Origin of the sequence: Luxibacter massiliensis, from assembly GCF_900604355.1 — a bacterium.
In the GTDB taxonomy this organism is placed as follows: domain Bacteria; phylum Bacillota; class Clostridia; order Lachnospirales; family Lachnospiraceae; genus Luxibacter; species Luxibacter massiliensis.
This window is the reverse complement of sequence record NZ_UWOE01000001.1, coordinates 2262496-2286831: the sequence shown is the minus strand read 5'-3', so window position 1 is coordinate 2286831 and position 24336 is coordinate 2262496. Positions and strand designations below refer to the sequence as shown.

Below are 24336 nucleotides of genomic sequence, written 5' to 3'. Positions count from 1 at the left end.
GGTGTTAAAGAGATAAAAAGAAAGCATATAGTTTTAATTACTGAAGTAATTTGGGATTTTTCCCACATATGTATGGTTTAATATTTCCTGGAACTGGGGATTATCTGGACTGCTGGCTGTTATAGTCCCGTCAGGGATCTGGGGCCAGGTAATTTGAATTGTTGTGTCACTGCCTGCCTTCCCCAGGATGGTTGTATCATTTATAATTTCAAAGATAATGCCGGTATATTCCAATTTGATTTCAGGGCCCACTACCTGTATATCGGCTACTACGTGGTCTGTGTATATTTCTTTGATTAGTATGCGGTGTATAGGAGCCGAACCAAACTGATAGGAGTCCGTGACCCCAACAAATCCGCTTCCATTTGATTCTCCCGCAGACAGTTCTGCCTCTGCCTGCAATATGAGATCTATGTTCTTCTTCTCATATTCATTTAGTTCAACTGACTGTTCAAATTCTTCGGGGGATAATATAGGCTGATACCAATTCCTTCCCCTGAATTTAAAGAAATCCTGGATTTCCTGGTCTGTAAATTGTCTGCCATGCCTGGCAAAAATTTCATTGCGCCCAAATACTAGGTATCTGGCTGAACAATGACGAAGATAATTTAAGTCAAGATACTGCTTGTCACTGTCCGGGAAAACATAATCTGAACTGTATTTAGCAACCAGACTGGAGGCTGTTTTCTTGTTTTCCTGAATGGACTGCGCAGGGACAAAAGTTGTATCCCATGGACTTCGGTCCCTGTCCCTTGTATCTGCGCAGCCATCCCTTACCATTATGCAGTTCATCTCCAAGGGCATATCAATAGTCCCGGGAGTCCTATCAGACTTCTGTGCTTTTTCTGGAATCTCTTCTAGTACTACAGAAAGACGGTCACTATTTGCTGTAATATCTCCTTCGATCCGGTTTCCATAAAAGTCATAGAATCCAATCTCGATCCGGTTATTTTGAATAGTCCCTTCTAGGTTATCTTCCACAGAGACACGTTTTCCTACAAAGCAAGAGGCGTCCAGGACGACTGTCTGGCTTTCTTCATCTACAGATTTCAAGTGAATCTGATATAATTCCCTTGGACTTTCAGTATTGTTTTCGTTCCCCTTATCACACCATGGGCCTATATACTCCTTCCAATCCACTGTTTCTTCAATGGCTGCAGTATCTATATCAGGTTTACTGCGGGGATGGTATGTCAGTTTTATCCCAGCAGCTATGCCCGCCACAAACACTGCAAAGGCTGCAATCCCGGCTGCTGCTTTCACCCATGCTGTACTTTTGGCAGGAGTGATGCCATTGTCTGTCTGGTGGATTTGGTCAGTATCATTTTTCATAATCATTTGTGCTTTGCCCTTTCTGGTATTCTGTTATTTTTAGATGCCTTATTGGACATTAGCAGTCCAATAAGTGTAATATAGTGATTTTAGGCTGGCCCGCAATGGCCTTTACTTATAGTTTCCTGCATAGATAAACCATGTCCACAAGCTGCATGTCATCCTCATAGATAGGATGGTCATAATAGTCTTTAAAAAAGTTTTTGAGGACATGTGATTTTTTAAACCCACATTTTTCATAGAAAGGCACTGTGGCTGGACTGTCCCCTGTCCCAACCTGCAGGGTGCTGTATTGCTTTTGGTATGTCTGTACAATAAATTCAATTAATTTCCGTCCATAGCCTTTACACTGGCTGCAGGTTTCGGTGGCGAGGTTTTTCAGCTCCAATACGCCGTTTCCCTCATCTGTCACCACACAGATGGCTTTTACATGGCCGTCTTTAAGTGCGTACATTCTCCCGCGGCCTAGATATCGGTCAATCATACTTTCCTGCTCATCTGCGAGAAGGAGCAGAGGGAGATATTTCTTTTTATTTTCTTTAACTTCAAATATAATCATATTTTCTTTTCCTTATTAAGTCCCCGTTTTAAATAGCATTATAGTAAATTTCTTTATTAGATTTCTTATAGTCTCTAAAATCATTTCGGCAATAAGAGAAGAGAAAATAATGCCTCCTGCCATAACTAAAGCGAAAATCTTTGTATACATTTGTACCCCAGCTTAAGTATTGTACAGGATTACAAATAGAAGCAGAGAGTGAACCACTTTCAAAAGTGGGCGGCTCTCTGTTTTTCATAGCTGTGCTTCTCCATTTCCCGGCTTAGCTGCTGTAAGCCAAGCTGGCTTTGCTATTTCGGTCAGGAAAGTAACTTGCGATAAATTTCATAATCTTTGTCCTGAAAGACAGTAAACACTATGGATATTTCGGTATGCGTTGATAAAAATTCCTTTACTGTTTTCACTGCGATTTCAGCCGCTTTCTGATTTGGAAAATGAAATTCTCCTGTTGAAATACAGCAGAAAGCCAGCGATTTTAAGTGATTTTGTTCTGCCAGCTCAAGGCAAGATTGATAACAGGACGCTAATAACGCACAGTCTTTTTCCGATAGCTTTCCCGTCACAGTCGGGCCAACCGTATGCAAAATAGAATGACAGGGCAAATTATATGCCTTTGTGATTTTTGCCGCTCCTGTTGGTTCTGGATGACCCTGTTCTTTCATCATAGCGGCACATTCCAGCCGAAGCTGCACACCGGCAAAAGTATGAATGGCATTGTCAATACAGCCATGACAGGGACAATAGCAGCCTGTCATGCCGCTGTTAGCAGCGTTTACAATCCCGTCAACCTGCAGCGTGGTAATATCGCCCTGCCATAAATAGATATTTTCCTGCAAAAGATTCAGAGAACTAATTTTTGCAATTCCTCTCTCTGCAATCATCTCTTTCAGCAAGTTGTCCTGTAATTCCAGAAACGCTCTGCCTACTGGTTTTGGCTCTCGTACATTCACGAGGGAACGAAACAAATGCCATTGTGCTTGCAGTTCCAGTGGAAAATCCGCCGCCTGTTCTCCATACTGCGGCTGTTCAGAAAGCAGCATTTGGTTTAGTTTCAGTAATTGCTTTAATTGGCTCATATCTAAGCCACCTCCTTAACAAACAGTTCTTCCAAAACTGTACCAACATCACGGTTGATACAAATAGACTGCTGTTCAATCTCTTTGGGGCAGGCGGCTTCTCCATTGTTTAAGCAGGCATAAATCGCATTTGGATTTTGGACTGTCATTTGCCAGAATGGATATTTGATAATGCCCGGTGTATTATAACCGACACCGATTTCTAAAAACAAGATATGCAGATTTTTGTGACGACGTAAAAAATCCTCATATCGGATGGCGGCCTTCTTCCAACCCTCGTCCTCCACAAAACGGCTATCCGAACGCAAATTCATGGTCATAGGCTTACCGCATTTGGGACACTGGGGAATGAGTGCAGAGGGAATCCGCATATCCTTTTGCTGGTTTACCATGCGCTCAATCAGTTCCCGGTTTTCGTAGGTCTGTTTATGGCAAGGCTCGGAACACTGAAATAAACCATAATCTCCCTGTGTATAAAACAACCGTTTTTTATCAAAACCCGCTTTCTGAAAACAATGGTCTACATTGGTCGTAATTACAAAGTAATCTTTTTCAGATACAAGGCGGTACAGCAACTCATACACAGGCTTTGGAGCGTTTTCGTAGCGATTCAGCCAAATATACCGGCTCCAGTACGCCCAGTGTTCCTCTAAGCTGGAAAAGGGATAAAAACCACCGGAGTACATATCGTGAATATCGTATTTCGCTTCAAAATCACTGAAATTTTGATGAAAACGCTCGCCGGTATAAACAAATCCAGCAGAAGTAGAAAGTCCTGCACCAGCACCGATTAAAACAGCGTCAGCAGTTTCCAGTTCTCTTTTTAAGAGTTCTAACAAATTTTCCTTAGAACATTTCCGTTTCTGAAATATCATAAAAGCACCTCCCTTAAAGTAATCTCCACACCTTAATTCCTACACTTCTTTTTGCAAACCTCTTTGATTGTTTCTGTAACATTTTCTCCTTTGTCAACACGCAAATAGATGTTATCTTTCATTTTTTTATATTCCATAAAGCCTTTTCCCCTTTTTTATAACTGCCTAATCGCCTTTACAGGGCAGTGTTCAAAACAGTTCCCACAGTGCAGACAATTTTCCCGCGTAATGTAATAGGGGTTTCCCGGTTTAATACATCCTTGGGGACAACCTTTTACACAGGTTCCACAGCCGATACAATGGCTGGTTATTTCATAGCCTTTTGGTTTACTCACTCCATTCCCTACAAGATATTGCTCCCGAAAAATTGGATTGACACCCAAATTGAAATATTCTATCTGCATATCTCGGATAGCAAAAACAATCCCGATTTCTCGTGTCTTGCCCGGATATACATTTTTAAGATAGGGCTGCTTTTGAAAGATAAGGTCAATATAATTTTTCTGTTCTGCTTCTGCTACGGGAAAAGCCTTTGCAGAAACACGAATCATTTCTTTATAACGGGTATAAGCTAAAATTTGTACCTGTCCGTCCTCTAAAAGTTCTCTGCAAAAATCCTTTCCTCTTGCAGTAAAAAAATAGAGTTTTTCCGGCTCATAGTGAATGGCACTAATACACCGTATTTGTGGCGTTTTGTCCAGTCCCACAGTAGCAAAATTCAATACACCTACATATTCCAGTTTTTTTAAACAAGTTTGTGCGTCCATATAATCACCTCATTCGACAATCAAACTGCGGTTTTCTTTTCGCGGTTTGCCATGGGGGTATTTTCCCTCACAGTAACCCAACAGAACGAAACAACGGGCAATATAGTTTTCGGGAATTTTCCATTCTTTCAAGAGTTCTGTCCCGAATTCATTTTCAAAGGTTTCCTCCCCTCGTGCCACAATACAGGACGCAAGTCCGCACTCCGCGGCAGCAAGCACCATATTTTCCGCACAGCAGAAAGCGTCGGGAATACTGTATAAAAAATTTTTTGGAGCAAAAACTGCACAGACAGTAGGTGCGCCATAGAAACCGCTTTTTATCGCAGGGTCGTCGATTAAACTGGGTTGTTCCTTTGATACATAAGAGCCTGCTAATTTGCTTCTATCAAATTTTGCAGCATTGCATTTTCCGATTGTTTCACACAGTTCTTTGTTGTGAATGGCAGCAATGATTGTCCGTTGACCGCCCCCGGCGTTTGGAGCATAAAGCCCCGCTTCTATAATTTTCTCTAAATCCTCCCGTTCAATCTGCCTGTTCTGGTATTTTCGAATAGAACGGCGAACCTTTACCAAATCAAAAAATTCCATATCTACACCTCTTTGTCTCTGCCCACTTCGTGCCAGCATTGGGGATCTGCCGCATAAAAGTTACCGTCTTTCCCACTGGCAACCGCAGGACACCCCCGGCAATAAGATAGCAATTCACATTTTGAACATTTTTCAAATTTACTGTAATCCCGGTACTGCTCCATCCCGCAAATCCACACATCAGCAATCCGGTCTGTAAACACGTTGCCGACCTTGCTGTTCTGGACGCGGCGACAAGCATAAATATCGCCGGTAGGCAAAATTGTCATGTGACAGTTTCCACAGTTGCAACCCCCATAAATCACGCCGTCCTGTGCGTCCTCTGGGATTTTGAAAATGCCCTTTTCATACTCATAGAGCGTCCAAAGATGGTCTTTCTTGTTGAAGTAGGTGGTACAGCCTGCTGATTCATATTGCTGAAATTTTTGATAACAGGTATCCAGTAATTCCCGATATTCCTGCGGCGTCATACCAGTATCTTTCTCGTCGCTGGTAGGACAATAACGTGCAAAAGCGAATACATCAACGCCTGCCTTTACAACAGTATCAATAATATCTGGAATCTCCTTGATATTTGTGCCGGATACCGTTGTCATAACCACAGAACGGATACCAGCATTTTTAATACAACTGATTTTTTCAAGGGTACAGTCGAAAGAACCGGGTTTCCGAAACCAGTCATGGGTTTCTCTCATTCCATCAAGAGAGAGTTGATATTTCTGGCAGCCGTACTCTTTCAGTTTCCGGCAAACCTCATCTGTTAAATGAAACGGATTTCCCAAAATAGTAAACGGAATATTATGTTCTTTTAACAGGGCAAGCAGCTTCCAAAAATCCGGGTGTAAAATGGGATCGCCGCCTGTAATGTAAAAATAGGGCAGACGGTCATACACTTTACAAAAATCAAGACAGTTATAAAAGGTTTCCTGCATTTGCCCCCAACTCATAGCGTCCAGTTTTTTACAGTTATCTTCCGAAAAAATGTAACAATGTTTGCAGCGTTGGTCGCACTCGTCTGTAATGTGCCACTGAAACGCAAAATATTCTTTCATATCGTTTTCCTCACTTTGAAATCATGAAAATATCTATATAGACCGGCAAAACCGGATAATTTTGAAATGGTTCCCGGTAAACAGCTTTGCTTACCGGGAACGAATGGTATATAGTGCTTATTTATCGCCAGCACCGCAGGCAGAACCGCAAGCGGCAGGCTTTTCTTCCGGCTTATCGCCAGCACCACAGGCAGAGCCGCAAGCGGCAGGCCTTTCTTCCGGCTTATCGCCAGCACCGCAGGCAGAACCACAGGCAGATGCCGCGACCTCCTCATTTTTCTTTGCCCAACCAAACAGATTAGAAAGTGCCATAATGATTACCTCCATTTTTTATTCTTGGAACATTTCCTGTTCCTTGACTATATTGTATCTCACGTCAATCCATGAAAAAAGTACGCACCTTTTTATTACATAGTTACTTTTTTGTAACCCATACTTGCAGGAAAGCTGCCTTTATACTATGATTTGAATGTAGCAGTCATCTTTGAACTATTGGAAAGGAGTACGCCTATGTTGACAAAAAAAGAAATGCCTGCTTGCCCTGTTGCAACCACTGTTCAGCTAATCGGAAGCAAATGGAAATTACTGATTATGCGAAACCTATTACAGCGGTCATGGCGTTTCAATGAATTACGCAAGGATTTAGAGGGAATCAGCCAAAAGGTGCTGACTGACAGCCTTCGTTCTATGGAAGAAGATGGAATCATTACCCGCACAGTCTATCCAGAAGTACCACCCCGCGTTGAATATGCATTAAGCGATTTGGGGGAATCTATGCGCCCTATCATAAAGGCTATGGAAGAATGGGGAACGGACTATAAAGAAAATCATATTGTCAACTAAGATTAACCGCAAAAAGCAGCAGTGACCTCAAAATCACTGCTGCTTTTGTTTAGCATTTTTAATCTCTGTCCGTAGTGGGCAACAAAAAAAGCCTTTGAAAAATCTTTCTCGAAACTTAGGCAAAATCGTTTTGTGCAGTGTTGTAGGCAGTGAGAGAAAAATCAAGAGGGTTTGGGACGCTTCCCAACAAGCAATTCTCGATAGAACTTTACAACGGAGGAGGAAGTTGCGCCCCGATAAGGAGTGGGATGCTGCTGCCCGGATTCAGAAAGCCTGCGGCCTAAAATATAATCCGCAGTTTATGGCAGAAAGCAAGCGGAAAGTTTCCTCTATGCTAAATGAGTACGGCGAGGAACGCTCCATTCGAGAATGTATCCGGCGGGCAGAAATAGAGAACCGGCGGGCAGAGGGAGCAGCATCCGAAGAAAAAGATGAATTGGGATTGGGCGCGATAAAACACCTTAAGGATCCCCGCATCAGTGTTTGCATATCCGGTTAATTGCTTGAAGGGTGAGCTATTGTCTCCGAAGTGTTAATTTTGTATTAATGTCTTGACAAAGCAGTTCGTCTGAGTTAGAATATATCAATGATATATATCATTGATATATTCCGGCGTGTGAAAGGATGGTGAATCATGGCTGAATATACCGAAACCCAGAAAAAAATGCTTGAAGTAGGAAAAAAAGAGTTTCTGGCAAAGGGTTTTAAGGATGCATCCCTCCGGGGGATTGTCAAGGAGGCGGGTTTTACTCAAGGAGCATTTTATGGATATTACCCGGATAAGGCGGCTCTTTTTGAAGCGTTAGTGTCCGATGCCGCAGATGGCCTTGTGGAGCAGTTCAAAACGGCGCAGAAGGCGCACTATGACCTAATTCCGGAGGATAGGACTGCACAGAGCCGGGATTTATCCACAGAGTATCTGAACCATTTTATCAACTATATTTATGACAATTTTGATGCGTTCAAGCTGGTGGTCTGTTGCTCGGAGGGAACCAGGTATGCCAATTATATCCATGAGCTGGTGGAAATTGAGGTCATGCAGACGGAACATTATTACCAGCATCTCCGGAAGCTTGGGAAATTGGAAGGCACAGTCAGCTATGATTTACATCATATGATAACAAGCGCCTATTTTACCGCTGTTTTTGAAACTGTTGCACACGATATGACGCGTGGGTGCGCCATTGAATATGTGAATGAGCTTGCGGTCTTTTTCAACAGCGGCTGGAGCGGTCTGTTAAGGTTCAAATGAACCTTAATTTTTTATCAGCGAGTTAGTGAAAGCTAACTGATGGGTGGAAGGCTTTTAAATGAGCAATGTATCAACAGAATGAAAATACATGGATGCCGCCATTGTCGAATACATAGGGGGTATCGAAGTCATTAAGACTTTTAATCAGGGTAATGCATCTTATGGGAAATATGCGGATGCCGCGGATGAAGAAATGATGGCTGCGGCAAAGCAGGCGGGATGCCATGATTTTATTTCTGCTCTTCCCAAAGGCTATGATTCTTTGGCTGGCGACGGTGGCGGGAATTTATCCGGAGGGGAACGGCAGCGTATCGCCATTGCCCGCGCCATCCTGAAGGATGCGCCCCTTGTGATTCTGGACGAGGCAACCGCCAGTGTTGATCCGGAAAATGAGCAGGAGCTGCAGATAGCCATTCCGGAACTGACGAAAGCTAAAACAAAAACAATTATTATGATTGCCCACAGGCTTTTTACTGTCCGAAACGCCGACCAGATCATCGTCTTGGACAAGGGGCGGATAGTCCAACGGCACACACACAGGGAATTAATGGAGACCCAGTGATGGTACCGCCGCTTCATCAAGATGCGTGAGACGGCAATTGGCTGGAGCCTCATAGAGAAAGCGGCTTAAAGAACGGACTCTAATAGGAAATGAACGGAGCGGTTTCAATTAAATGACAGGAGGAAAAATCAATGAAAACAACGCAAAAATGGAATGTCAGGGATGTGATTACTACGGTACTGCTTACCGTACTGCTTATCGTAATCCAACTTATTGTAAATATGGTCTGCATGGCAAATGATTTTGTCAGCATGGTCCTATCGGTGGGTTTTACTATGTTTTTGTGCGCACCAATCTTTTTTCTCATGGTAAGCCGGGTGCATAAACGCTTTGTGTCACTCATTTACATGACCATACTTGGCCTGGTTTTCCTTATTATGGGCAACTGGTATCTGCTTCCCTATTATATCATCGTTGGTATAATCTGTGAGGCAATCTTATGGAAGGATGGCTGGGAATCAAAAAAGAAAATGACGCTTGCCTGGACGGTGGCAAGTCTGCTGTACAACGGCGTGAACCTTCTGCCCATCTGGTTTTTTTGGGACACATATGAGGCATTTGCCCTGTCCAGCGGCATGGAACAGAGCTATATCGACTTTTTTGTGCATTATTACACGTCCCCCGGCTGGCTGGTGTTTATCATCCTGTTTACAACGCTCGGCGGATTCCTTGGCAGTCTCGTCGGCGGGAAACTGGTCCATAAGCACTTTAAAAAGGCGGGCGTGCTGTAATGCGGCGGCAACACTTTGCCGTTCCGGTTAAGCTATGGGCGCTTGTCTGCACGATTGTTGGTGTATCCCTGGCTGCCGATACCGTGCTGACCTGCGTCCTGGCTGGTTTCGGCTTCGTTTATTTGGGGGTTCAGCGCAATTGGAGGCTGCTGCGTTCTATGGGCGCATTTTATGCGCTGCTCGCACTGCTTTTATACTTAATCCGCTTTCATGGATTTCATATGGTGGTTTTTTCAGAATTTTATGCGCTGATGTTCTGGAATCTGATGCCTGTTTTCATCGTGTCGTGGGATCTCATTACTACGCCGCCCGGTAAACTTGCGGCATTTTTATCCCGCATCCACACGCCAACGCCCATGATTCTCGGCCTTTTGGTCGTGTTCCGCTTTTTTCCGACGATGAAAGCGGAACTTAGGAGCGTCTGGCAATCCATGCGCAACCGTGGCCTGACTGCGCCCGCACAGCTTGCCAGCCATCCTGCGGCATCCTGCGAATATGTGCTCGTGCCTTTGCTGCTGCGCTGCCTGCAGATTGCAGACCAGCTCTCGGTTTCCGCAGTAGCGCGTGGCGCCGAGCGCCCCGGAAAGCGGGGCAGCTATTTCGAAAAGAAAACCGGTGTTTTCGATTATGTCTGTATGATGCTCTGGACTGCCGTGACCGCTGTATTTCTTGGTATCGGAGGGATACGCATATGATTACCTTACATAATGTGACATTCCAATATGCGGAATGCAAAGAGGGCGTCCATGATATTGACCTTACTGTGCGTGATGGGGAATGCGTCGTGCTGACAGGTCCGTCCGGCGGCGGGAAAACAACGCTGACAAGGCTGATCAATGGCCTTGCCCCATCCTATTATCAGGGGGAACTGACAGGCAGGATAAATATAAACAAAACGGAGATTGCCACGCTTCCGGCATGGGAAATCGGACGGGAAATCGGAAGCGTGTTTCAAGATCCGAAAAGCCAGTTCTTTTCATCGGAACTTGAGGGGGAGGTTGCCTTTGCCTGTGAGAATTACGGAATGGCAAAAGAAGAGGTAAAGAGATGTACTGACAGTGCGATTGCCTCTTTCGGACTGGAAGGGCTGCGCCTTTCTCCTCTTGACGTTCTCTCCAGTGGCGAGAAGCAGCGCGTGGCAATTGCATCGGTCTACGCGCTTGCCCCCCATACTTATGTCTGTGATGAGCCTACGGCCAATTTAGACGATGGCGGGACTGTGAAGCTTGCGGATATTTTACGGAAACTGAAAGGCGAAGGAAATACCCTCATCATCGCGGAACATCGGCTTTCATGGCTGAATGGAATTGCCGACCGTTTTATATATGTTTCAGATGGGAGAATACAATGGAAAAAAACAGCGGCGCAGATGCGGGAAATGACCGAAGAAGAACGCAGCCAATATGGACTCCGGGAAATGGCCGAAGTGGATTCTTTTTTGCCGGCGCCGCCAAGGGGTGACAGGAAAACATCTCTTTCCGTGGGCAATCTGTCCTGCAAGCGTAAAAATATGACGATTTTTGAAGGTTTAAATTTCTCTTTGCCCGGTGGGCAGATTACTGCGCTGACTGGAGAAAACGGCGCAGGCAAAACCAGCCTTGCGCGGGTGCTGGCTGGACTGTGGAAACAGAGTGGTGGCGAAATAAGCATAGGCGGCAAAATCCTTTCGGCGGGAAAACGCAGGAACGAGGTGTGGTATGGCTCTAACGACACAGGAACGCAGTTTTTTACGGACAGTGTCACTGATGAACTGTTGCTTTGCTCCGGCCATTCTCCCAAACGGTTGGAAAAAACCAGGGGACTGTTAAAAAAGCTTGGGTTGTACGCATATAAGGACGTGCATCCGGCATCCCTTTCTGGCGGGCAGAAGCAGAGATTATCCATCGCCTGCGGTATCCTTTCAGACCGCCATATCCTGATTTTCGATGAACCTACCAGCGGTCTTGACGGCGGCAATATGGGTACCATTGCAGATGTACTCCGCTCTGAGGCGGATACCGGAAAAACAATCCTTGTTATCACTCATGATAAGGAATTGATGCGATGCTGCTGTAATTATGAGCTTTATCTGGAATGAGCGATGGATCAAAATTGATATTTACTCATTTAAGATACAGGTGTGCAGAGTGATGGTGGTTTCCTAATCCTGCATTTTCATTGACGGCGGTGTTTCCGGTGTGATGTTTGACAGGCCTGGCTGGAATGAGATGATACGTCTTGCGGAAGTTGGAACAGTTAAGACGGTTATCGTCAAGGATATGTCCCCCATGGGGCGCGATTATCTAAAAGTCCGCTACTACACCGATACTTCCTTATGGGTGTGCCTTTTAGGAAGGCTTTTTTCTTTTGCAGGTGAATGTTGCCCTCAGCCATGGAAAAATGTGTTATACTGCCTGTGTAGGATGTAAATACTTTAGGCATTTATTTGTATTTGCACATATCCCCGGAGGGTGAATCTGTATAGAGGAGTATTGTATATGCAGTATACCTTAATGAGAGAAAGGGAATTTTTAAAGAAAGGCGGATTATAGAGATGGAAATTAAAAATGTGGCATTGATTGGCCTGGGCGCCATGGGCGTGTTTTTTGCGCCAAGGCTGGAGGAGAAGCTTGGCAGGGAAAATTTCTGTGTGATTGCAGAAGGAGAACGTAAAGAAAGGCTTCAGAAGAATGGGGTGGTGATAAATGGCGTGAATTACCGCTTTGTGGTCCGGACGCCTGAGGAGGGAAAACAGACGGATCTTATTATTATGGCGGTAAAGGATACAGGCCTTAAGCAGGCAATACAAGATATCAGAAAATTCGTGGGGCCGGATACACAGATTTTATGTGTAATGAATGGCGTAGAGAGCGAAGAGCAAGTAGCCGGGGCATATGGCTGGGAACATGTCTTATATTCTTATATGAGAATGTCAATTGTGATGAAAAATGGCAGGGCAGACTATGATCCCTGGGGAGGAAAGGTATATTTTGGCGAGGCAAAAAATGAGACCTTGACAAGCCGTGTCCGGGATGTGAAGGAGCTGATGGAATTCTGCGATATTCCTTACCGGGTTGAGAAGGATATGATATGGGGACTCTGGTTTAAATATATGTGCAATGTGGGGGAAAACCTGACTTGCGCACTTCTGGGCATTCCTTTTGGGGCTTTTCAGAGAAGCGAACCTGCCAATCAAATCAGGATGGCCGCCATGAGAGAAGTACAGGCAGTGGCAAAAGCTAAGGGGATTATTATTACAGATGGCCAGATGGAAAGGCAGTACGATACCATCATGAAGATTCCTTTCGGGAATAAACCTTCTACATTGCAGGACTTGGAGGCTGGAAGAAAGACGGAAATAGATATGTTTGCAGGAAGCATGGTCAGGATGGGGCATGAGCTTGGGATTGAGACTCCAGTGTGCAGGATGTTTCTTCAGGCTATAAGAGTACTTGAGGAGAAAAACGAAGGGATGTTTTAAGTATTAGTTCATAAGATATCACTGGCAGTCCTGCTGGATTATTTAATAAATAACCAATAAATTCCAAAAAAATCTTGACCTGAAGCCAGGTTTATGTATTATCATATGAATAGTAACTTAAAAGTGTTGATTCATGTCCATTGTGCCAGACTGCGTTTGAATTTTCCTGCAATAATTCCTGTGTGGTGCATGTCAATAAAAATTTGGATGCACATCCAGCGGCAAGGGAGTTTTATGCGCAGGATGGTACTGAATGTAAGGAGGAGTTTTGACTATGAATAGCTTTATTTATGATATTCCTGTAAAAGTGTATTTTGGAGAAAACCAGCTGGGCCATCTCGGGGAGGAACTGTCCAAGTATGGGAGCCGTGTCCTTTTGACTTACGGCGGGGGTTCAATTAAAAAAACAGGCTTGTATGATGCAGTGACATCCGAAATTAAGAAAGCAGGACTGGCTTTATTTGAACTTTCAGGCATAGAACCTAATCCGAGGATAGATTCTGTGCGGGAAGGGGCACAGATCTGTAAAAAGGAAAAGATTGACGTATTACTGGCGGTAGGGGGCGGTTCCACACTGGACGCCACTAAATATATGGCGGCAGGCGCCTGTGTAGATTTCGACCCATGGGAATTCTTTTCTGAGTGGGCGCCTATAGAAAAGGCGCTGCCGGTTTTGACAGTCCTAACATTATCCGCAACAGGCTCGGAAATGGACTGCGGGGGCGTTATTTCAAATCCTGAGACGAAAGATAAGATAGGGCGCATGGAGCCTGTGCTGCTGCCAAAAGTGTCATTTTTGAATCCTGTGGATACATATACGGTCAGTCCTTATCAGACTGCCTGCGGCGCAGCAGATATGCTGAACCATATTATGGAAGTTTATTTTAATATGGAGCAGGATCTTTATATGCTGGACTGCTTTATGGAAGGCATGATGAAGACCATTATAAAATACGCACCTGTTGCGATGAAAGAGCCGAAAAACTATGAAGCGCGTGCAAACCTGATGTGGACATCCTCCTGGGCCATCAATGGGTTTATTAATGGAGGGAAACAGCAGGAGTGGAGCTGCCATCCAATGGAACATGAGCTTTCCGCAATTTATGATATTACCCATGGACTGGGACTTGCTATTTTGGCTCCCCGCTGGCTGGAGTACTGCTTGGACGAGACAACGGTGTCAAAATATTATCAGTTTGGAACAAATGTCTTTGGGATAGATGCTTCCTTGAATCCTATGGAGGTGGCGAAGAAGAGTATTGAAATGCTGTCTGATTTCTTGTTCGGGACATTGGGATTAAAAAGTACTTTCACTGAGGTGGGGATTTGCAGGGAAGATTTTCCGGTTATGGCGGCAAAGGCCTGCGGCCATGGCGTTCTGCAGGGTTTCAAGGCTTTAAATCAGGGCGATATTGAGAAGATATTTGAGATGTGCCTTTAAGATAGAGGATATATAACAAGGGAGCGTGCCAGAACATTTAGGTGTCTGGATAATCTGGCACGTTCTGACTATACTGGAGGAGACCATGATGAAAATCACAGTTATTACAGGAAGTCCCCACAGGAGAGGGACGTCCGCCCTTTTGGCCGATGAATTTATAAGGGGCGCCGGGGAGGCAGGACATGAAGTTTTTCGGTTCGACGCAGCATTTGAGAAGGTAGGCCCCTGCCTTGGCTGTGATAAATGCCGGGATGGAGGAGCGTGTATCCAGAAAGATTCCATGGAAAAATTAAATCCAGTTCTGTTGGAGTCAGATTTGGTAGTTTTTGTCACGCCGCTGTATTATTTTGGCATATCTGCACAGCTAAAAACAGTGATCGACCGCTTTTATGCAGAAAATGACAGGCTGCAGAAAAGCAAAAAGAAAGCTGTACTGATGGCCACAGCCTATGACGGCCCTGAAGCCATGAAGGCTTTAGAACATAGCTATGAGGCAATTGTTGAATATCTGGAGTGGGAAGATGCAGGCCGGATTCTGGCAGCAGGATGCGGCGTCCGCAGCGACATAGAAGAATCACAGTACCCCAGAATGGCGTACGAGATGGGAAGAGGGGAGTGGTAGGGGGTCTGTCCCTTCTGCAAAGGGGTCTGTCCCTTTTGCAAAAGGGTCTGTCCCCTTTTCAAACCGTTTTCTGAATTGCATATAATATATCTTCAATTTGTCTGGATTTAGAAAGAATCTGATAGCCAGGTTCCTGGATATCTTCCAGATAATGGGCATCCGAGCTGCTTATGATGTTACAGTCTGAGAAGTAAGGATGCTCTTTTTGTATGCGGTGGAGATTTTTTAAGTCGTGGAACTCTGCGCATGTGAAAGTACTGTCCGGAGGGACAAACCCCAGGTTGGACAAAAGGCTGGTGGAGGATTTATCTACATGGGCGGGATAAGCTATCCCGCGGTGGTCCGCGGCCAGGGAAAATACAGTGTCAAAAGAAATATCCGTGGCGCTTATAAGCAGGTTTTCCACTGTACCGGTTATCTCATCAGCTTCATTCATAATTAATTGCCTGCCAAAAATCTCTTCTTTGTTTTTGACAGGCAGCATATGCCCGTATACATAGGCATCGAAGGAAAGTGCATCAAAAAGACTTGGAAACAGGCAGATCACATGAACCTCCTCGGCAGTACACAGTTCCATGCCGGGGATGACGGTAACTCCATAATTCTGCCCGTGGTAAAGGGCGGCCGGGCAGTTTTTGCAGCTGTTGTGGTCTGTCAGGGCAATGACATCCAGTCCCTTTATTGCTGCCATTCCCACAATATTTGCGGGGGTCATATCCTCATCTCCGCAAGGGGAAAGGCAGGAATGAAGGTGGAGGTCATAATACAGGGGAGTCATGAAAGACCTGCCTGGTACACTGCCAGGGCTGTGTCAAAGACAGGCAGCTGGGTATACATGATGGCGATCTTTTCTTTTTCTGCCTGCGCGAGGGTGCCCCCGTCCAGGGTCACGCCCTCTGCCAGTATAATACACGCCACATCAGCGAGGGAGGCCACGGCCAGTGTGTTTTTATTCCCCATGACCGTCACCCATACACCGTCAGCCGGCGCCTTTCCCATGGCGATACTGAGCAGGTCACAGCAAAACACCCGGGAGAGAGTCCGCTCGGGATCTCCTTTTACCAGGACCTGGCAGTCGGGCAAATCTAAAATATTCTGAAGCTTCATCTGTACCATCCTCCTACCTCAATATTTGAAATTTGTCAATATATCTCCCGATATATTTTAAAGTTTTATATCATCATCCATAAATGGATGGAATGACTGATGTTCTTTCTTCTGCCGATCTATATCCATACACTTACCCTACCAGTTCTCGCTGGGTCTTTGCCCTGACATTCCTTCCTTCTGCTTTATGGATAAAGGCACGGGGCAGACTTGTGCTATCATGCTGCCTCTTTGGGCTGATGGAGGATCCCTCCTTGTCCCCGTGCCATTACCGGCTCTCTTTCTTCTCAGGCAGCTGCTTTAAGCTGTTCCCTGCGGACATATCCGAATACTTTTTTCGGGTCGTAGTTTTCCTTTTTCTTGGCAAGCGTGTGGATCAGCGTCAGTATCTTTTTGCTGACTACGATCAATGCCTGCATCTTTTTCAGCGGATCTTTCTCCCTCGTTTTCAGGTAATGGTATAACTGTTTCATCTCATCATTTGCAGCAACCATTGTCAGTGCCATCTGATACAGCACACTCCGCAGGTTTTTCCTCCCTCGTTTGGATATCTTTGTCCCGCTCTTGTTCTTTCCTGAGCTGTCCTCCACAAGGTTATACCCTGCCATACGGCTCATCTGACGCGGGTTTTCAAAACGAGTCGGGTCGCCAAGCTCCCCAAGACACGCCGCCAGTGTTACCACGCCGATTCCCTTTATACTTAATAAGAATCCTGCATACTCGGTCTTCTCTAACATTTCTGCCATTTTTCCTTCCAGTTCTTCTGTCTGTTTCTCCAAAAGCCCCAGTTCTTCCAGCGTCAGGCTCAGTTTCAGCATGGCAGCTTCTTCCCCATAATCTACGCCGATGGAATCTTTTGCGGCTTCTACAAGCTGTTCTGCTTTCCTGCGTCCAACGGTTTTCTTTACCGCTTTCTTTATCTCTGCTGTAACCCCGTCTACACTTAGCTCAAGAATGAATTTAGGAAATGGGCATACCTTTAATATCTGCCTCGATGCTTTCCCCGTAAGCGGGCATTTGAACACTTCTGTATACTCCGGGAAAAACTCATCCAGTACCGCCGTAACTGTATTCTTCAATGCACTTTTACGCTTATTTAATCCGGTTCTGGTCGTGGACAGCACTCTCAGTTCGGCATAAATATCATGGGGCAGGTACAGTTCAAAATATCTCCCGTCCTTCACCAGCTTCCCAATCGTCAGCGCATCCTTCTTATCCGACTTTGTCTGGCTGTTATCATCAAGCTCCTTTGCCTGTTTTGTCGCATACGGATTGACGAGGACGACCCTGATCCCCTCCTGCTTATTAAGCCAGTTCGCGAATGCTTTCCAGTAATGTCCGGTGGGTTCCATTCCAACGACAGCCTCTGCAAAATTTTCCTCCTTGCATATCTGGCGGATCCTTGTTAATATAGTCTCAAAGCCGCTTTTACTGTTTTTGAATTTCAAGGCATGGCTATACTCAATGCCTCTGAAATCAACAAACCTTGCCCACTGATAGTTTTTGGCGATATCCACGCCAACTATAAGGGTATTTGTTTTGATTGCGAGTAGTTTCTGTTTCAGGCGGTCTTCATACTTTACTTTCATTGTTATAAAATCTCCTTTGTATTCTGATGTATTAAGTCGCTAAACTCATATACATCATACGGGGAGATTTTATTTTGTCAAAGTTCAAATTTCATTCTCTATAGGAATGCTATTATGCCTTATTGAACATTAGCAGTCCAATAAGTATAGATATTTTTACACTCTAAAGGGCGAATACCATCTGGCCCTATAGCCGCATGTTACTTTTCTTTTTGCTGATTTGGGACTCCAAAGGCATCCAGCTCTGCCGTAAGTTTGTGGATGTACTCGTGGAGCAGTTTCGTGCTCTCGTCTGTATAGTCGCAGGAAAGATTAGACGCCTTGGAGAGAAAATCGATTTCTTTGGACAGGCTGGCTATATTCCCCCGAAGTACATAGATGCAGTCATTGCTTGTGGCGGCGCCTCTGACAATATCCTCCGCAAGTGTCTGGCAGGTGGGGGCCCCGCAGGAACCACAGTCAAGCCCGGGAAACTTCTTTGTCAGCTCCTCCACTGTGCTCATCATCTCCAGGCTTTCCTTGAAAGTATCCCCAAGCCTGAACACTGGCTCATATTCTACGTCGTCATCCCAATATATATCCTGGATTTCCGGGTTGGCTGACAGATGGCTCTTGGATACTGGCTGGTACCTTAAAAGCTTCTTTGTCTTTGCGGCTGCCACATAGGCGTTTTCCACAGTAAGAGTACCGCCCACGCACCCGCCGCTGCATGCGCTGAGTTCAATAAATTTAAGGCCATGTATCTTTTCATCCTCCATGGCCTCCAGGACACGTAAAATATTAACAATGCCGTCTGCCGCCAGATAGCTGTCCAATAAAAGTCCTCCAACCTCACCCCCTGCATTGCTCCATCCCAATCCGATGCGGCCGGAGCAGGACAGCGGCTTTAATTGGCTCTCGTCCCGGTTCATATGGGGGAGTAAAAGGGGATAGACATCCTTGATGGCCACCACATTGTCTATATTGCTTTTATCAATGCCCAGGGGGGACTTCGCATAGGAAACTTTGGAAGGGCATGGGGATATAAAAATAATGCCGATATCTTCAGACGGCAGGCCCGTCTTTTCCATTGCCCTGGCCCTGGCGATCTCAGCCGCAACCTCCACCGGTGGCTTCAGAGGCAGAAGCCGGGACAAAAGCGCTGGGAATTTTACACGGATCAGCCGCACCACAGAAGGGCAGGCGGAGCTAATAAATGGCCCGTCCTGGCTGTGGGCCTTTATATATGCCCTTGAGGCCTCGGAGACAAGCTCCGCAGCCGCACTTACCTCAAACACATCATCGAATCCCAGTTTTAGGAGTGCATTTAACACAATATCCACATTTGTCAGGTTGTTATACTGCGCATAAAGGGCAGGTGCAGGCAGTGCGACTGTGTACTTATAATTGTTCAGCACATTGAGGGAATCGTAGGCGGGCACTTTAGCGTGATGGGGGCAGTAGCGGATGCATCTGCCACAGTCTATACAGAATTTATCTATAATATGTGCTTTTCCGTTATGTACGCGGATTGCCTGGGTGGGGCAGTACTTAATGCAGTTGATGCAGCCCTGGCAGGCATCCTCATTTAGTCGGACAGAACGCATAAATTTATTCATGCTGGCTCCTTTCTGCCGGTTATTCATCTATCATTTGCAGATACTAAAGAAACACTTTCATTGTGACGGTAGTGCCGGTTCCAGGTACAGATTCAATGTGAAATTCGTCCGAATATTTCTTTATGTTCGGCAGGCCCATCCCCGCCCCAAAACCAAGAGAACGGACCTCCTCAGGGGCCGTAGAAAAACCTTCCTGCATGGCTTTGGAAATATCTGGAATGCCCGGCCCTGTATCAGCCAGCGTCATGGTGATATCTTGGTCAGAAATTGTGACAGTGATCTCCCCGCCGTTGGCATGTATGACCATATTTATTTCACCCTCGTACATGGCGATGGCTGCTTTTCGGATGGCGCCGCTGTCCACGCCCAGCATTTTCAGTTTGTTTTTAACAGCGCTGCTTGCCTCTCCTGCACAGGTGAAGTCCTCCCCTGAGATGGTATAATGGAATTCTAACTGATCAGACATCTAGGCACCTCCTCTGAGTCCATGCTCATACAAGATGCCACAGGCGGTGAACATGAAAAGTTTGGTTGCCAGGATCGCCATCTTCTTCCCCTTTGCCAGGGAGATGATATCCTGATCCGGCATTTTGCCCCGGACAAAAATAATACAGGCGATATCCAGCATTTCTGCAGTGCGTACTACCTGTGGATTGCACAGGCCGGTAATGAGGACAGAACATTCTTCCCCATATGCCAGGACATCGCTCATCATGTCGGCTGAAAAGACGGATTTTACATCCAGGTCTGTCAGCTCCTCGCCGAATAGAATATCGGCGTCCAGCAGCTTTTGCATTTCACTAATTGTCATAAGTCCTCCTATCATTTAAAAGCATAACCTTATTGGACTGCTAATATCCAATAAAGTTAAGTAAATTGGACTACTCATGTCCAATGGGATAAGTAAATTGGACATAAGTTCCAGGTTAAAGGATATATGGCCATACAGTTGCCTATGTCCCGTAGCTCCCCTTCTCAATATATGCCCTTGTGGATAGACAAAGTCCTGCAAGATATACAAGTATTTATTGCCTCCTACGTCAAGAATATCATATTATTAAATAAAAGGGTTGCTTAAAAAAACATTGTGAGCAAATAATGAATGATTTGTAGCAGCAGATTCCTTTCTTCTATTAAATATTTCGGCCTTTATGGAATAAATGATAACCAAGATTTGGGGTATTGGGTCCCTGTGTGCCATATGATAAAAGTATCCTTCCTTTGTATTGGCTTGTATAATAACAGGCAATGCCTTATGATATTATAAATAGATAAGGGAAAACATACTAGTTTTTGTACTGCCCATAGGACGGATGGAGAAGAGGGATACGGAGGAAATAAAGGTTCCTCACCATATTGATAATACAAAATTGGGCAGGATATTGTTTAAAGGGTTAGGGAACTAAGTGAAACGGGATTGATTATAAGGAACATATATATTATGGAGAAGGAAAAAACTTTATATTATAGTGTATCTTCTAGTATCATTACAGATATTTATTGTGGAAAATGGAAAAAAGGGGAGACCTTCCTAAGTCTTCAGGAACTCTGTGAAGTGTATGGGATCGGAAGAAATACGGCAAGATCGGTTGTGGATGTCCTGGAAGAAAAAGGGTATGTGTCCAGAAAGGGAAAACGGATGCCTGAAGTTTGTTTTGATTGGGATGATGCCAGGCTGAGAAGCATGTATCTTAAAGAAATTATGGGGAGGAAGGCGGCGATTGGGGAGGTACATGCCTTCCTTACTGCAACAATGCCACAATTGTTTACCCAAATTATAGTGATGTTATCTGACAGAGAAATTGACGGAATAATAGAGACTCTTGATAACTATGCAGATGCAATGCAGTCACGAAACGAGTTGGAGATGGCGCAGGAACTAATCGAAATTTATATTCGGGTATTATCTACGGTGGAAAATCAGCTGCTGGAGGACTTTTTCAAGGCGTTGTTTCAGTTTATACAGCTTCCTTTGGAGAAAAAGGACAGAGGGAGTATGAAATTTAAAGTGGCCAGGAAATACATTAAGTATAGCATTGAAAAAATGGAGGAAGCGGTAAAGCTGCGGGATGATAAAGGATTGAGGAAATTAATTAAATTGTACTGCCAAAGTACACAATCCCGCTCTGAAAAATATTTGAACAGAATCTGCAAAGGAATGAAAGAAGATAGAAACGAATATTCTGTCTGGTATCCACGGAACAAAATAAATACCGGATATCTGTTTCTTGCACTAGATATTCTGAGGAAGATTAACAGAGGGGATTACAGGGAGAATGAGATACTCCCCTCATATGCAAAATTAGCAGAAATACATGGTGTCTCTGAAAAGACAGTTCGGAGAACAGGGAAAGTTCTGCATGAATGGAATGTTATAACAATTATAAACGGGGTGGGAAGCAGAGTGAATGTTCTGGGGGAACGAAAAAGCATAATTCTTAAGGAGGATCCTTTGGTAAAGGAGATTATAAAGGAGTATATGGAGGTATTACAGATTTTTTCATTGATCTGCAGGCCGTTTATACTTTATGTAATTGAATGCAGAGAGGAACGTTGGAAGAAACTGGTGAAGGGGATTGAGGAAAAACAAAATGATCTGTTTTTAAAGAATACTATTGACAGCCTTTTTGAAACAGAAACCCTGCATGTTATAGATCATATTTATAGTCAATTCCGGGAGATATTGAAGGCAGAGGGACTTCTGGAGGCGTGCGGTATGGAAAGGCACCGGGGAGATGAGGGAGGGTTAAGGAAATTATTGTTGGGGGAACAAAATATACAGAAGAAAAAAGAAGTTTTTGTAGAGTGGTTTTTTGAAGAAACACAGGGTGCATACCAGCGCGCAAAAAAATTTTTAGTTTAGGGCCAGGAAAGACATATGAATTGTTGGAACAACAGTTTGTGTGTCTTTTTGTTTTGCCTTATTAAAGCGGATCTGCAGAGTACAATAATAGAAAAGTCAAAATTTCCGCATATATGAAAGTAGGGATTTTTTTAATTACTTAGTATTGACAGAAGCAGCCCAAAAAAGTAGTATTAAAATATACTATAGGGTACAAGGTTGAGTGGGAGATAGGAGGATACTGCTGCCGTGAAGATTTTGGGAATAAGCATATGTGAAAAGCTGTGGAGTCTGTCCAACCAGATGAGGATGAAGAAAGCCGGATTTTCAAAGTTTCTTACAGAAGTAGGTGAGGACGAGCTTATTGCGGGAATATACAAGGAAGTCTGCAAAAGGAATTATATCTTCCATATAATTATTCTTTGTTATGAAGTGCTGATGCTTTTGATGATTTCCATGAGACCAGGCGGACCATTCTTAAAGCCGCGCAGGACAGCGTATTTTAGCCTGTACATTTGTCTGATATTGGCCACGGTATTGGTGCTGTGGGTTCAGAAACATTTGAGGAGATCGGGCGGGGATTTTTATAGGATCTATTTTAAAATAGAGAACTGGTATCTTGTATTTTTAAATGTCTGGGGCATTGCCATTACATTAAATGACCAGCTTGGCGGAAACAGCCTGACAGTCTACACGTATACGACTGCTTTGACTTCAATTGTGGTTATGATGGAGCCATATAAAATGGCCTTGATGTTTCTGGGGGGATTCTCAATATTAAATATTATGCTTCCGTTTTTCCCAAATCCGGCAGGGTTAGATCATACCTTTAATAATCTGACTAACAGTCTTTTTATAACCATTGTTGGAATAGGCATAGCAGGCAGTTTTTATAATTCGCGAATCCGGGCGAAGGCAAATGAGATACTGGTTCAAAGGCAGAATCAGGAGATGCAGTCGAAAACTGTAAAGCTGGAAAAGGAGGTAAACTGCGATGCACTTACATATCTCCAGAATCGCAATGGCTACCAGAATGCTGTCAGGGAATTAAAGGGGATGAAGTGTGATTCCAATGCGTGTATCTATTTTGACGTGAATGGACTGCATGAGATTAACAATTCTTTGGGCCATGACGCAGGGGATTTGATGCTAAAAACTGTTGCACAGGCAATTGCAGCAAATTTCCGGTCCACTGAAACTTTCCGTATTGGTGGAGATGAGTTTGTAGTTCTATGTAAGAATATTGCACAGCAGGCGCTTATCCGGAGAGTGGACAGTATTGCGGAGCAGGTTAGAAGCTGCGGGTATTCGGTATCTATAGGGATTGAATGGCGGGATAAAAACCTGGATATTGATGAAATAATCCTCGAAGCAGAGAGGCGCATGCAGGAGGATAAGGCAGAGTACTATTCTAGCGGGGGCAGTGAACGCCAGACAAGGATGGTTAATGAACGGATGGAAAAGATGCTTGCAGAGAAAAGAGATGCAGAGCATTTTCTGAGTGTTTTAGCGCCAGCGTTTAAAGGTGTTTATTTCGTAAATATAAAAAACGATACATTAAGGCAAATTTTTATTCCCCCCTATTTTAAAGAAATATTAGAGCAGACCCATCAGAAATACAAGGCTGCAATAAAAATTTATATTCAGCGCTACGTAAAAGAAGAATATATTTCACACTTTGACGCTGTTTTGGATTATGAAAGGCTGGGAGTTTTATTAGAGGAAGAAGGAATCTATGAACTGGAATATGAGAAGAGGGATGAGGAACGGGTGAAGCTAAGTATTATGAAGTTTAAATATTATGCTTATGATGGTGAAGAAACTCTCTGGATATTTTCTGATGCTTCGAAAAGTAATATTTTTACAGGATAAAAGTCATAGGGTTAAGGATTCCTCAATTTATACGCCTGGTATAAGAGGAGTCCGCATCCCTCTTGTGATGAACGGTATAAATGTTTTATGATCTGCATGTCTGGCGCTGGTGTCTTATCAGTATCTGTATCTATAAAAGTAATCTATGTAATTTCCCTAAGTAGTTGC

Annotated in this window: 26 protein-coding genes and 1 pseudogene; 13 read left to right on the top strand and 14 right to left on the bottom strand. The window is 44.4% G+C overall.

Annotation, left to right across the window (positions count from 1 at the left end):
* Nucleotides 1–33 precede the first annotated feature (33 nt).
* The 8 genes from EFA47_RS10595 to acgA form a co-directional block, all read right to left on the bottom strand.
* Entirely contained in the window at nucleotides 34–1338 is a 1305-nt protein-coding gene (locus tag EFA47_RS10595; RefSeq protein ID WP_122643247.1) for a YARHG domain-containing protein, read from the bottom strand.
* A gap of 109 nt (nucleotides 1339–1447) precedes the next feature.
* Nucleotides 1448–1891, bottom strand: coding sequence for a GNAT family N-acetyltransferase (locus EFA47_RS10590; protein ID WP_122643246.1), 444 nt, complete (start codon nucleotides 1889–1891; stop codon nucleotides 1448–1450).
* Between the two features lie 299 nt (nucleotides 1892–2190).
* Nucleotides 2191–2967, bottom strand: a complete 777-nt coding sequence (locus EFA47_RS10585; protein ID WP_122643245.1) for a protein-ADP-ribose hydrolase — start codon at nucleotides 2965–2967, stop codon at nucleotides 2191–2193.
* 2 nt (nucleotides 2968–2969) lie between these two features.
* Nucleotides 2970–3842, bottom strand: coding sequence for an SIR2 family NAD-dependent protein deacylase (locus tag EFA47_RS10580; RefSeq protein WP_122643244.1), 873 nt, complete (start codon nucleotides 3840–3842; stop codon nucleotides 2970–2972).
* Nucleotides 3843–3997: 155 nt separating this feature from the next.
* Nucleotides 3998–4609 (bottom strand): 4Fe-4S binding protein, encoded by a 612-nt coding sequence (locus EFA47_RS10575; protein WP_122643243.1) that lies wholly within the window; start codon nucleotides 4607–4609, stop codon nucleotides 3998–4000.
* A gap of 9 nt (nucleotides 4610–4618) precedes the next feature.
* Nucleotides 4619–5197, bottom strand: coding sequence for a nitroreductase family protein (locus EFA47_RS10570; protein WP_122643242.1), 579 nt, complete (start codon nucleotides 5195–5197; stop codon nucleotides 4619–4621).
* A gap of 2 nt (nucleotides 5198–5199) precedes the next feature.
* Nucleotides 5200–6249: a radical SAM/SPASM domain protein, ACGX system gene (gene acgM, locus EFA47_RS10565; RefSeq protein ID WP_122643241.1), complete on the bottom strand. Its 1050-nt coding sequence runs from the start codon at nucleotides 6247–6249 to the stop codon at nucleotides 5200–5202.
* Between the two features lie 117 nt (nucleotides 6250–6366).
* Nucleotides 6367–6561 (bottom strand): ACGX-repeat peptide, encoded by a 195-nt coding sequence (gene acgA, locus EFA47_RS10560; RefSeq protein WP_122643240.1) that lies wholly within the window; start codon nucleotides 6559–6561, stop codon nucleotides 6367–6369.
* A 198-nt stretch (nucleotides 6562–6759) separates the two neighbouring features.
* On the opposite strand from acgA, the gene EFA47_RS10555 reads away from it, so the two are divergent.
* The 11 genes and pseudogenes from EFA47_RS10555 (at nucleotide 6760) to EFA47_RS10505 (ending at nucleotide 15160) form a co-directional block, all read left to right on the top strand.
* Nucleotides 6760–7092, top strand: coding sequence for a winged helix-turn-helix transcriptional regulator (locus EFA47_RS10555; RefSeq protein WP_122643239.1), 333 nt, complete (start codon nucleotides 6760–6762; stop codon nucleotides 7090–7092).
* A gap of 226 nt (nucleotides 7093–7318) precedes the next feature.
* Nucleotides 7319–7591, top strand: coding sequence for a hypothetical protein (locus EFA47_RS10550; RefSeq protein WP_122643238.1), 273 nt, complete (start codon nucleotides 7319–7321; stop codon nucleotides 7589–7591).
* Between the two features lie 135 nt (nucleotides 7592–7726).
* The gene (locus tag EFA47_RS10545; protein WP_122643237.1) at nucleotides 7727–8344 is read left to right on the top strand and encodes a TetR/AcrR family transcriptional regulator; all 618 of its coding nucleotides are present in this window, start codon (nucleotides 7727–7729) and stop codon (nucleotides 8342–8344) included.
* Nucleotides 8345–8489: 145 nt separating this feature from the next.
* Nucleotides 8490–8906, top strand: a pseudogene (locus EFA47_RS10540) (ATP-binding cassette domain-containing protein); the annotation flags it as partial.
* A 131-nt stretch (nucleotides 8907–9037) separates the two neighbouring features.
* Nucleotides 9038–9637: an MptD family putative ECF transporter S component gene (locus EFA47_RS10535; protein ID WP_122643235.1), complete on the top strand. Its 600-nt coding sequence runs from the start codon at nucleotides 9038–9040 to the stop codon at nucleotides 9635–9637.
* Nucleotides 9637–10332: an energy-coupling factor transporter transmembrane component T gene (locus EFA47_RS10530; protein WP_122643234.1), complete on the top strand. Its 696-nt coding sequence runs from the start codon at nucleotides 9637–9639 to the stop codon at nucleotides 10330–10332. Before EFA47_RS10535 ends, EFA47_RS10530 begins: the two co-directional genes overlap by 1 nt.
* Complete coding sequence (locus EFA47_RS10525; protein WP_122643233.1) at nucleotides 10329–11714, top strand: ABC transporter ATP-binding protein; 1386 nt, start codon at nucleotides 10329–10331, stop codon at nucleotides 11712–11714. Before EFA47_RS10530 ends, EFA47_RS10525 begins: the two co-directional genes overlap by 4 nt.
* 73 nt (nucleotides 11715–11787) lie before the next feature.
* Nucleotides 11788–12045: a recombinase family protein gene (locus EFA47_RS20475; RefSeq protein ID WP_334295128.1), complete on the top strand. Its 258-nt coding sequence runs from the start codon at nucleotides 11788–11790 to the stop codon at nucleotides 12043–12045.
* A gap of 125 nt (nucleotides 12046–12170) precedes the next feature.
* A complete protein-coding gene (locus tag EFA47_RS10515) occupies nucleotides 12171–13097 on the top strand; it encodes a ketopantoate reductase family protein (protein WP_122643231.1) in 927 nt (308 codons plus the stop codon).
* 274 nt (nucleotides 13098–13371) lie between these two features.
* Nucleotides 13372–14538 carry an iron-containing alcohol dehydrogenase gene (locus EFA47_RS10510; protein WP_122643230.1) on the top strand — a complete coding sequence of 389 codons (1167 nt, stop codon included), beginning with the start codon at nucleotides 13372–13374 and terminating at the stop codon, nucleotides 14536–14538.
* 85 nt (nucleotides 14539–14623) lie between these two features.
* Nucleotides 14624–15160: a flavodoxin family protein gene (locus tag EFA47_RS10505; protein ID WP_330512188.1), complete on the top strand. Its 537-nt coding sequence runs from the start codon at nucleotides 14624–14626 to the stop codon at nucleotides 15158–15160.
* Between the two features lie 58 nt (nucleotides 15161–15218).
* Here EFA47_RS10505 and EFA47_RS10500 read toward each other — a convergent pair whose 3' ends face one another.
* From EFA47_RS10500 to EFA47_RS10475, 6 genes are all read right to left on the bottom strand, one after another.
* Nucleotides 15219–15938, bottom strand: coding sequence for a PHP domain-containing protein (locus tag EFA47_RS10500; protein WP_122643228.1), 720 nt, complete (start codon nucleotides 15936–15938; stop codon nucleotides 15219–15221).
* Nucleotides 15935–16267, bottom strand: a complete 333-nt coding sequence (locus tag EFA47_RS10495) for a hypothetical protein (RefSeq protein WP_122643227.1) — start codon at nucleotides 16265–16267, stop codon at nucleotides 15935–15937. Before EFA47_RS10495 ends, EFA47_RS10500 begins: the two co-directional genes overlap by 4 nt.
* A gap of 287 nt (nucleotides 16268–16554) precedes the next feature.
* Nucleotides 16555–17856, bottom strand: a complete 1302-nt coding sequence (locus EFA47_RS10490; protein ID WP_122642273.1) for an IS110 family RNA-guided transposase — start codon at nucleotides 17854–17856, stop codon at nucleotides 16555–16557.
* A 200-nt stretch (nucleotides 17857–18056) separates the two neighbouring features.
* Nucleotides 18057–19454, bottom strand: a complete 1398-nt coding sequence (locus EFA47_RS10485; RefSeq protein WP_122643226.1) for a [Fe-Fe] hydrogenase large subunit C-terminal domain-containing protein — start codon at nucleotides 19452–19454, stop codon at nucleotides 18057–18059.
* A 43-nt stretch (nucleotides 19455–19497) separates the two neighbouring features.
* Nucleotides 19498–19920, bottom strand: coding sequence for an ATP-binding protein (locus EFA47_RS10480; protein WP_122643225.1), 423 nt, complete (start codon nucleotides 19918–19920; stop codon nucleotides 19498–19500).
* Entirely contained in the window at nucleotides 19921–20265 is a 345-nt protein-coding gene (locus EFA47_RS10475; protein ID WP_122643224.1) for a DRTGG domain-containing protein, read from the bottom strand.
* A gap of 630 nt (nucleotides 20266–20895) precedes the next feature.
* On the opposite strand from EFA47_RS10475, the gene EFA47_RS10470 reads away from it, so the two are divergent.
* Together EFA47_RS10470 and EFA47_RS10465 are read left to right on the top strand one after the other, a co-directional pair.
* Entirely contained in the window at nucleotides 20896–22317 is a 1422-nt protein-coding gene (locus EFA47_RS10470; RefSeq protein ID WP_122643223.1) for a GntR family transcriptional regulator, read from the top strand.
* 228 nt (nucleotides 22318–22545) lie between these two features.
* Entirely contained in the window at nucleotides 22546–24168 is a 1623-nt protein-coding gene (locus tag EFA47_RS10465; protein ID WP_235853247.1) for a GGDEF domain-containing protein, read from the top strand.
* Nucleotides 24169–24336 lie beyond the last annotated feature (168 nt).

Coding starts and splice junctions, on each gene's coding strand:
- EFA47_RS10595 (WP_122643247.1), bottom strand. CDS start 1,338: ATGATTATGAAAAATGATACTGACCAAATCCACCAGACAGACAATGGC.
- EFA47_RS10590 (WP_122643246.1), bottom strand. CDS start 1,891: ATGATTATATTTGAAGTTAAAGAAAATAAAAAGAAATATCTCCCTCTG.
- EFA47_RS10585 (WP_122643245.1), bottom strand. CDS start 2,967: ATGAGCCAATTAAAGCAATTACTGAAACTAAACCAAATGCTGCTTTCT.
- EFA47_RS10580 (WP_122643244.1), bottom strand. CDS start 3,842: ATGATATTTCAGAAACGGAAATGTTCTAAGGAAAATTTGTTAGAACTC.
- EFA47_RS10575 (WP_122643243.1), bottom strand. CDS start 4,609: ATGGACGCACAAACTTGTTTAAAAAAACTGGAATATGTAGGTGTATTG.
- EFA47_RS10570 (WP_122643242.1), bottom strand. CDS start 5,197: ATGGAATTTTTTGATTTGGTAAAGGTTCGCCGTTCTATTCGAAAATAC.
- acgM (WP_122643241.1), bottom strand. CDS start 6,249: ATGAAAGAATATTTTGCGTTTCAGTGGCACATTACAGACGAGTGCGAC.
- acgA (WP_122643240.1), bottom strand. CDS start 6,561: ATGGCACTTTCTAATCTGTTTGGTTGGGCAAAGAAAAATGAGGAGGTC.
- EFA47_RS10555 (WP_122643239.1), top strand. CDS start 6,760: ATGTTGACAAAAAAAGAAATGCCTGCTTGCCCTGTTGCAACCACTGTT.
- EFA47_RS10545 (WP_122643237.1), top strand. CDS start 7,727: ATGGCTGAATATACCGAAACCCAGAAAAAAATGCTTGAAGTAGGAAAA.
- EFA47_RS10535 (WP_122643235.1), top strand. CDS start 9,038: ATGAAAACAACGCAAAAATGGAATGTCAGGGATGTGATTACTACGGTA.
- EFA47_RS10530 (WP_122643234.1), top strand. CDS start 9,637: ATGCGGCGGCAACACTTTGCCGTTCCGGTTAAGCTATGGGCGCTTGTC.
- EFA47_RS10525 (WP_122643233.1), top strand. CDS start 10,329: ATGATTACCTTACATAATGTGACATTCCAATATGCGGAATGCAAAGAG.
- EFA47_RS10515 (WP_122643231.1), top strand. CDS start 12,171: ATGGAAATTAAAAATGTGGCATTGATTGGCCTGGGCGCCATGGGCGTG.
- EFA47_RS10510 (WP_122643230.1), top strand. CDS start 13,372: ATGAATAGCTTTATTTATGATATTCCTGTAAAAGTGTATTTTGGAGAA.
- EFA47_RS10505 (WP_330512188.1), top strand. CDS start 14,624: ATGATGAAAATCACAGTTATTACAGGAAGTCCCCACAGGAGAGGGACG.
- EFA47_RS10500 (WP_122643228.1), bottom strand. CDS start 15,938: ATGACTCCCCTGTATTATGACCTCCACCTTCATTCCTGCCTTTCCCCT.
- EFA47_RS10495 (WP_122643227.1), bottom strand. CDS start 16,267: ATGAAGCTTCAGAATATTTTAGATTTGCCCGACTGCCAGGTCCTGGTA.
- EFA47_RS10490 (WP_122642273.1), bottom strand. CDS start 17,856: ATGAAAGTAAAGTATGAAGACCGCCTGAAACAGAAACTACTCGCAATC.
- EFA47_RS10485 (WP_122643226.1), bottom strand. CDS start 19,454: ATGAATAAATTTATGCGTTCTGTCCGACTAAATGAGGATGCCTGCCAG.
- EFA47_RS10480 (WP_122643225.1), bottom strand. CDS start 19,920: ATGTCTGATCAGTTAGAATTCCATTATACCATCTCAGGGGAGGACTTC.
- EFA47_RS10475 (WP_122643224.1), bottom strand. CDS start 20,265: ATGACAATTAGTGAAATGCAAAAGCTGCTGGACGCCGATATTCTATTC.
- EFA47_RS10470 (WP_122643223.1), top strand. CDS start 20,896: ATGGAGAAGGAAAAAACTTTATATTATAGTGTATCTTCTAGTATCATT.